The organism is Xenorhabdus anantnagensis (assembly GCF_028598555.1).
In the GTDB taxonomy this organism is placed as follows: Bacteria; Pseudomonadota; Gammaproteobacteria; order Enterobacterales; family Enterobacteriaceae; genus Xenorhabdus; species Xenorhabdus anantnagensis.
Genome location: NZ_JAQRFN010000052.1, coordinates 1 through 6,646 on the forward strand (window position 1 = coordinate 1; position 6,646 = coordinate 6,646).

Annotated in this window: 11 protein-coding genes; 8 read left to right on the top strand and 3 right to left on the bottom strand. The window is 43.0% G+C overall.

Annotation, left to right across the window (positions count from 1 at the left end; translation table 11 throughout):
* Nucleotides 1-50 precede the first annotated feature (50 nt).
* The 3 genes from PSI14_RS19270 to PSI14_RS19280 form a co-directional block, all read right to left on the bottom strand.
* Nucleotides 51-545: an HNH endonuclease gene (locus PSI14_RS19270; RefSeq protein ID WP_273577599.1), complete on the bottom strand. Its 495-nt coding sequence runs from the start codon at nucleotides 543-545 to the stop codon at nucleotides 51-53.
* Between the two features lie 8 nt (nucleotides 546-553).
* The gene (locus tag PSI14_RS19275; protein WP_273577600.1) at nucleotides 554-820 is read right to left on the bottom strand and encodes a hypothetical protein; all 267 of its coding nucleotides are present in this window, start codon (nucleotides 818-820) and stop codon (nucleotides 554-556) included.
* A gap of 445 nt (nucleotides 821-1,265) precedes the next feature.
* Nucleotides 1,266-2,006, bottom strand: coding sequence for a LexA family transcriptional regulator (locus PSI14_RS19280; protein ID WP_273577601.1), 741 nt, complete (start codon nucleotides 2,004-2,006; stop codon nucleotides 1,266-1,268).
* 88 nt (nucleotides 2,007-2,094) lie between these two features.
* Between PSI14_RS19280 and PSI14_RS19285 the strand changes: the two genes are divergently transcribed.
* The 8 genes from PSI14_RS19285 to PSI14_RS19320 all read left to right on the top strand — a co-directional run bounded on the left by PSI14_RS19285 (nucleotide 2,095) and on the right by PSI14_RS19320 (nucleotide 6,531).
* A complete protein-coding gene (locus PSI14_RS19285) occupies nucleotides 2,095-2,325 on the top strand; it encodes a helix-turn-helix domain-containing protein (protein ID WP_273577602.1) in 231 nt (76 codons plus the stop codon).
* Between the two features lie 133 nt (nucleotides 2,326-2,458).
* Nucleotides 2,459-2,830 carry a hypothetical protein gene (locus PSI14_RS19290; RefSeq protein WP_273577603.1) on the top strand — a complete coding sequence of 124 codons (372 nt, stop codon included), beginning with the start codon at nucleotides 2,459-2,461 and terminating at the stop codon, nucleotides 2,828-2,830.
* A gap of 35 nt (nucleotides 2,831-2,865) precedes the next feature.
* A complete protein-coding gene (locus tag PSI14_RS19295) occupies nucleotides 2,866-3,030 on the top strand; it encodes a hypothetical protein (RefSeq protein ID WP_273577604.1) in 165 nt (54 codons plus the stop codon).
* A complete protein-coding gene (locus tag PSI14_RS19300) occupies nucleotides 3,023-4,096 on the top strand; it encodes a replication protein (protein WP_273577605.1) in 1,074 nt (357 codons plus the stop codon). The genes PSI14_RS19295 and PSI14_RS19300 overlap by 8 nt, the downstream gene beginning before the upstream one ends.
* Nucleotide 4,097: 1 nt before the next feature.
* Complete coding sequence (locus PSI14_RS19305; protein ID WP_273577606.1) at nucleotides 4,098-5,471, top strand: replicative DNA helicase; 1,374 nt, start codon at nucleotides 4,098-4,100, stop codon at nucleotides 5,469-5,471.
* 22 nt (nucleotides 5,472-5,493) lie between these two features.
* Nucleotides 5,494-5,694 carry a hypothetical protein gene (locus PSI14_RS19310; RefSeq protein WP_273577607.1) on the top strand — a complete coding sequence of 67 codons (201 nt, stop codon included), beginning with the start codon at nucleotides 5,494-5,496 and terminating at the stop codon, nucleotides 5,692-5,694.
* Nucleotides 5,691-6,071, top strand: a complete 381-nt coding sequence (locus PSI14_RS19315) for a hypothetical protein (protein ID WP_273577608.1) — start codon at nucleotides 5,691-5,693, stop codon at nucleotides 6,069-6,071. The genes PSI14_RS19310 and PSI14_RS19315 overlap by 4 nt, the downstream gene beginning before the upstream one ends.
* A gap of 139 nt (nucleotides 6,072-6,210) precedes the next feature.
* Complete coding sequence (locus PSI14_RS19320; protein ID WP_273577609.1) at nucleotides 6,211-6,531, top strand: NinB/YbcN family protein; 321 nt, start codon at nucleotides 6,211-6,213, stop codon at nucleotides 6,529-6,531.
* The last annotated feature ends 115 nt before the right edge of the window (nucleotides 6,532-6,646 follow it).

A 6,646-nucleotide genomic window follows, 5' to 3' on the forward strand; every position in this document is an offset into this window, starting at 1 on the left:
TCAGAAATAGGCTGGAGTTAGTTAATTTAAGTCTGTATTGATGATTTTGGTTATTCATGGCGGGAAAACTTTCCGTGATATTTATCTCTTGCTTCCCTTGCTGCTAAATCAGCAAGTTCGATATCATCGAAATATCCACTAAATACGTATTTGTTATTTAATTTAACTTTAGTCATCCACTTTTTGGCTCTTTTATTCCAACTAACGCCTTTATATCCAGATGTATTATCAGATCTAATTCCTTTATTCATTTCATTTTCAGTGCGAGTACATTGCCGTAAATTACACCACCGGTTGTCAGAGCCATTTACATTTATGTGGTCAATTTCATGAGCTGGCCATTCCCCAGTCATATACAGCCAAACCAATTGATGAGCAAGATAAGCTCTTCTAGATATTTTGATGGTAATGTGCCCATTGCTGTTAATCGTTCCGGCTTTCTGCCCGGCAAGAGCACCTCGATTTACTGTTTTTCTCCATGTAAAAAATCCAGTATCAGGGTTGTAATCAAGAAGCTCTTTTAGGCTTTCTCTGCTAATTTTCATACTATCTCCTAGCGAGCCGTCACCCCGCCCGACTCCAGACGACGGCGGGTTTTGGTTTTGGTTGAATAGAGGGCCACCTCACTCATGCAGCAAGATCCGCTGTTGTCGTTCTTAATATCTTTCTTCAACTCAATCATTAATTGTGCCAGTACATCAATTTCATCCACTGGCTTAATGATTGAATCCCAAATTTCCTCGGTCGTTCTGGGTGCTGTCATCCTTGCTTCCATGCGGTTTTGCTTCCGCCTCAATTTATAACGTTGTCGTGAGTTCATATGTCCTCCGCAAATTGATTTTGGTGGTGTGGTGATCGCTACGTTGTGGCTCTATCGCAGATCGCACCTCTCGTAGTCCTGATACAGTCATCACCTGCGTTTGAGGACTGATTACTTCTAGATTCAGTCACCACACCCCAAAACCAACTTGTTTTGGCCTCCCATTTTCAAGGAGGAAATTAAATTGTTAAAGAGCGAAATTTCCTTTTATCTTTGGCTCCTTGCCTTGGATGAATACATTATTAACCGATAGTTAATTATAGTCAATAACCAATGGTTAATTTAATTAAAAATAAAGTTTAACCAACTGAATTTTCAGTTAATAAATTTTTAACCAATGTTGAAAATGTGATTTAGATCGGATATTTTTATGATGGGAACGCTGAATAGAGAGATAGCCGCTAACAATGCGGCTATCTTTATTTACGGAGAGGATGAAATCGGATTACCACGCCATCACTGACCAGTTAATAACTCGACCAATGATTTTTACGTCCTGAGATTCTGTTATTTCATCAGGGAATTCTACAGAGTTAAAACTGCGTACAATCAATTTACCGGGTTGGCGATATAGTAATTTAATGCGAAATAAATCACCTTGCTCAATAGCGTATATCCCACCATCAACAATATTCTGATGGCCGCAATCAACGGTTACAGTTGATCCATCTGGGATTACTGGAGACATACTGTCACCATGAACAGCGAACGCCACAACATTCGAAGGGCAAGCCCCATATCGACGAAGAGTCGAACGTGAAAACCTCAATTTTAATCCATCGTAATCTTCGTTAGTACAACAGCCGCTTCCAGCAGCTAGTTCTATACTTTTAAAAAACGGGATGACAACCTCATCATCATTGACTGGGGAAGATGAGTCCCAAGGCTCAACCTCTTCTCGTTCTACCTTTGATATTGATATTCCGTCTATTGTTTTAGAGCCTCGGCCATACTCTAACCACTCCGGCCTGACACCAAGCCATTTGCTCAACGCCAACATATTACTGGAGTCTGGAATTGACTCAGAATTTAGCCATTTCCAAACAGCAGGCCCACTAACTTTTATTTTTTGTTCGGCAAGTGCGTTAGTAATTCTCTTGCCTAGCCCACGCCCAGCATGGCCTGCATTTAAGCACGCCTCTTTTAGCCTAGCAGTGAACTCAACCTTATCAGTGCTTTTAACCATAAGTTAATTATCTTCCACACTTGACTTAACTGTCAGTTAGAATTTAGAATTAACTAACAGTTAATTTAATTAATAAGGATATTAACCGATGAACCCGGTTGAATTCGCAGTTAATGCCGTTGGCGGACAGGCCGCAGCGGCGAAAATCTGCGGGAAAAGCAGCGTTGCAGTTTGGAAATGGGTGCAAAACGGCTGCTTACCTCGCACTGAATACACGGGAAAAACCCAGTATTCAAAATTGCTGGCAGAGCATTCTAACGGAAAATTTACCGAAAGATGGCTACTGCAAGCAGCAAACCCGGATAAAGAAGTAGCGTAATAACCGATCTAACTGCTCTGACTGCTCTTTAATAATCTACTGCTCTCCTTGAAAACGGGAGAATTATTAACCTAATTATAGTCAGGTTAACGGTTATTTATTAAACAAAACTTAACTATAGGAACTGTAGCAGATGGAAGTCGCAAAAGTTGTCAAAAATACTCGCAATACGCGTAAAGCTCAGATGCTTGAAAGTCATTTCCACAAGAAAGTATTTGAGTTTGGAAATAATGGTCTGGCAAGTGAAATGGGGATTCATCCATCCGTATTAAGCCGCGATAAAAACCGGATAGCGAAATTAGCCAGTAGATTGATCGTGGAGCTGGGCTTGCCTGAATGGGCGCTTGAGTTATCTGAATCTGATAACAAACCCGTCGTAGTAATCGAGGGTGAGCACGCTGAGAGGTTAATTCAGGCTCTGGAACGGAAAGGCAAGATAAAAAGAAAAACCCCAACTGTTGGAGCAGTTGAGGCTTTTGAAATGCAACTTGAGATGGGAATTTAGCGGTTCCCGAACAACATTTCACGAGGTAATTATACATGAAAACAAAATTTAATCACAGCGGCGTGCATAAAAATAATGTGCGTGATCAGGTTGCCCGTTCGGTCACTGAGGATGGTGCGAAAAAACTGCGCGATGCTCTGGAGGATGCAAAATTACGGCTGGAGCACCGCGAGGAACTGACCGGAGGGAAACATGAGTAACGTAGCATACGCTGATTTTGGCGCTAAAAACAGGCAAGAGAGGCCGACGGTGGCAGATCTTGATAATGGATATACTAGGATAGCTAATGAGCTACTAGAGTCACTAACTCGCTCTGATTTAACAGCACGACAGTTAAGATTGATGCTGGCGCTAATTCGAAAGACGTACGGATTTAGTAAAAAGTTAGATCGAATCTCTGATTCACAATTGGCTGATGCTTCTGGCTTATCCAGACAGAATGTCAATAAGGCAAAAAAAGAGTTAATTTCAATGAATTATATTTTATTGGATGAAAATAAAATTGGCGTTAACAAAGAAACATCGGCATGGAAAAAACAACCTAGAGACACTGTCTCTAACTTGAAGACAAAAAGTGTCTCTAACCTAGAGACAAATCAAGTCTCTAATCTGGAGACACACAAAAGAAATACTTTAAAGAAAAAAGAAAAGATCCCCCTTACCCCCACGGGGGAAGAAAATTTCGCTCTCGAAATACTGGATTATTTTAACCAGCTCACTAGCTCCCGATTTCAATCAACGGCTCCGTTCCTGAAAGCGCTATCCACCGTGAAAAGCAAAGGGCTGTGCTACACAGCCGATGAAATCAAGTTGGTGATCGAATGGGCGGTCACTCAATGGAAATACGGCGAGAAGCTCAAGCCGGAGAACGTGTGTCGTATGACGAGATTTGATGGCTATCTGTCTGATGCCATCAAGTGGACAGAGAAAATAGACCGAAACCCTGTTGATTGCCCCCATCAAGAATTGATCGACCTCTGGAATAGCAAAGTTCCTGCTCGTGTTGTTGAGGTTCAGGAGTGGACACAACGCAGGCCAGCCTATCGAAATCTGGAATCGGTATGGAACGGCAAAACCAACAAGGGAAAATGGCGAGAGGTTCAGCACATGGCGACGTGTTTTGACCTAATCGGTCAGTCGTCCCTGTTTAGCCAAGTGGAAGAGAAGCCGTGGCTAACGCTGGATTGGATACTCAAGCCGGAGAATTGGTCTCAGGTCTACGAGCAGGCAAAACGGGAACACATCGCACGACGTAACGGAGCGTAATATGGAAAAATTTTCTGACATTCACGCAGAACAGGCGGTCATTGGCGGTATTTTGATTTCTGGTGATGAGTACGCTGATATCGCAATCAGTGCAGTTGAATCCCTGACGGAAAATGATTTCAGCTCTGTTGCTCACAGGCTGATCCTGAGAGGGCTAAAAAAGCTGAATGTAGCGGGTAGTAAATTTGACGTGGTGTTGCTGAACAGCGAACTTGAGCAAAGTGGTGACTCTGGTCATTGTGGAGGGTTCGCCTACATCGCTGAATGTTCAAAGGGCGTACCCAGTCTGCAATTGCTGTCTGGCTATGTTGATAAACTCAAGCAATTATCAATGACCCGTCAAATGTTATCCGTTCTACATACAGGCATCGCACGGATCACCGAGGGTGGCGTTCATGCGGTTCAGGATATTGTGGGCGACATAGAGAACCAGATATCAAATATTGGTAGCGCAAATGATGGTGGTACAGCTCACATTATGGAGGGTGTTGAAGAGTCAATAGAAATTATTGAATCGATGATTAACGGCGATATCTGGAAGCATAAGACTGAATTTGGAATGCCAGATATTGATAGGGCTTTTGGAGGGTTTAACAATACGGATTTTATTGTTGTTGGCGGTCGTCCGGGCATGGGAAAGACCATGATGAGTACGGCAATAACAAAATCAGTCTCATTGAAAAACAAGAAACCTGTTTTGTTTTTCAGTTTGGAAATGCCCAAGTGGCAAATATCTGAACGCGTTGCATTTCATCACGCCAGAGTTAATAAAAAGGATCTGTTAGGTGAAAATTGTTCATCATCCATGATGGACGAGGCGTGGGCAAAACTGGCTCATGCGCTGGATGATGTCAAAAACTCACCAATTCATATCAACGATAAATCATCAATGAGTATTAACGAAATTCGGGCGGAAGCCAGACGGATGCACAAAAAGACTGGTGGTCTGGGGGTGATCATTGTGGACTATCTGCAAAAGATGAAAATGACCAATCCCGACAACATGAACCAGTCAGTTGGCGAGATCGCTACAGGGTTAAAAAATCTGGCTAAGGAACTAAAATGTCCGGTTGTTGCTCTGGCTCAGTTAAACCGTAATTTGGAGCAGAGAACCAATAAACGGCCTGTTAACGCAGATCTGAGGGAGTCGGGAATTATTGAGCAAGAAGCTGATGTTATTTTCATGGTGTATCGTGATGAAAAATATAACCCTAATACGGAATTAAAAGGAATTACTGAGATTATCTGTACCAAATCACGTCATGCTCCCGGTGCTGAAAAATCGTATTATTTTACAAACGCGCACGGAGGGTTAGATCCCGCTGACCTCACCAGAGTTAAATCTGATCAGTATCAAGAAGACATTGAATTTTAACCCCACCAGAAGGATTTTTGAGATGAGATATTACAAACAATATCCCGTGATGCTGGAACATTATTTAGATCACCCAGTGTGGGCTGTTATAGCTGGATATGATGATTTTTCTATTTTTAAAATGCAAACAGGCGACACACCACAAATAGCCATATGCCGTGCTGTAGTGGCTGCACAGTTGGGCGACGAGGTAGAGATTCCAGATGAGCTGGAGGGGGTATGACAGATAACATCATCACTCTCAAATTTGGCGATGATAGCAAACCCAGCATTAGCACCTCAGTCACCCCTAAAACACCTGAACAATCCCGTTGTAAACACCCATCAATAACAGTTGACGAACAATATCGTGTTATTACCTGCGACCAATGCGGCTGCAATATCGAGGCGTTTGATTATCTGCTGGAGCGTGCATATGACGCTGAACACGCGGTGCGGGAAATTGTGAAATTATCCAAACAACGGGATGAGTTGAGAGCAGCGTGTGACGCGTTGTTACGGGAAGAGAAAAATACAAAGGTTCGGCTGCGGGGCGCAAAAACACAATTGCAATTTTTAGAAAACGATATCAGGAAAATTCAGGAACCAGAGGGCAAATGATGGAGGTTAGATGAATGACGATTTTTGCCTCCACAAATCTAATCTGAATTTACTCACAAACAAACTCACCGAACTCGCAAACACGGGTAAACGGTGGCGCATCAAAACCACCGAATGGCGTGACCTCCGAACAATCCCAATGAATCGCACGTGGCGAATGTGGATAAATACCACAGGTATCTGGCTGCGTGCGCGTGGTGTTGTTATCGACATCAAGAATGGTGCTGGCGAAGTGGTTCTGTCAAAGCCCATCACCGACGAAGAGACGCACGAATATTTTGTTGGCCACTGGCTAGGCCGTGACGAGAACGGAGAGCGTGAGAAAACTAGGGATATGGATAAAGAGCGGATGCTCTACATGATGGAGAAACACGAACAATGGTGCATTGAGAAAGGCATTCCAATCATCATTCCAAACGACAGCGAATACATGAAACTAAAACAGGAGCAGGAACGGTGAGCGAAATCAGAAACGGGAATTACCTGAAAATCGAGGGTGATCGATACCAGCGTATTTTTGTGGTTGGAGACCTGCACGGGTGCTATCAGCTATTGATGGATGAGTTACAACTGAT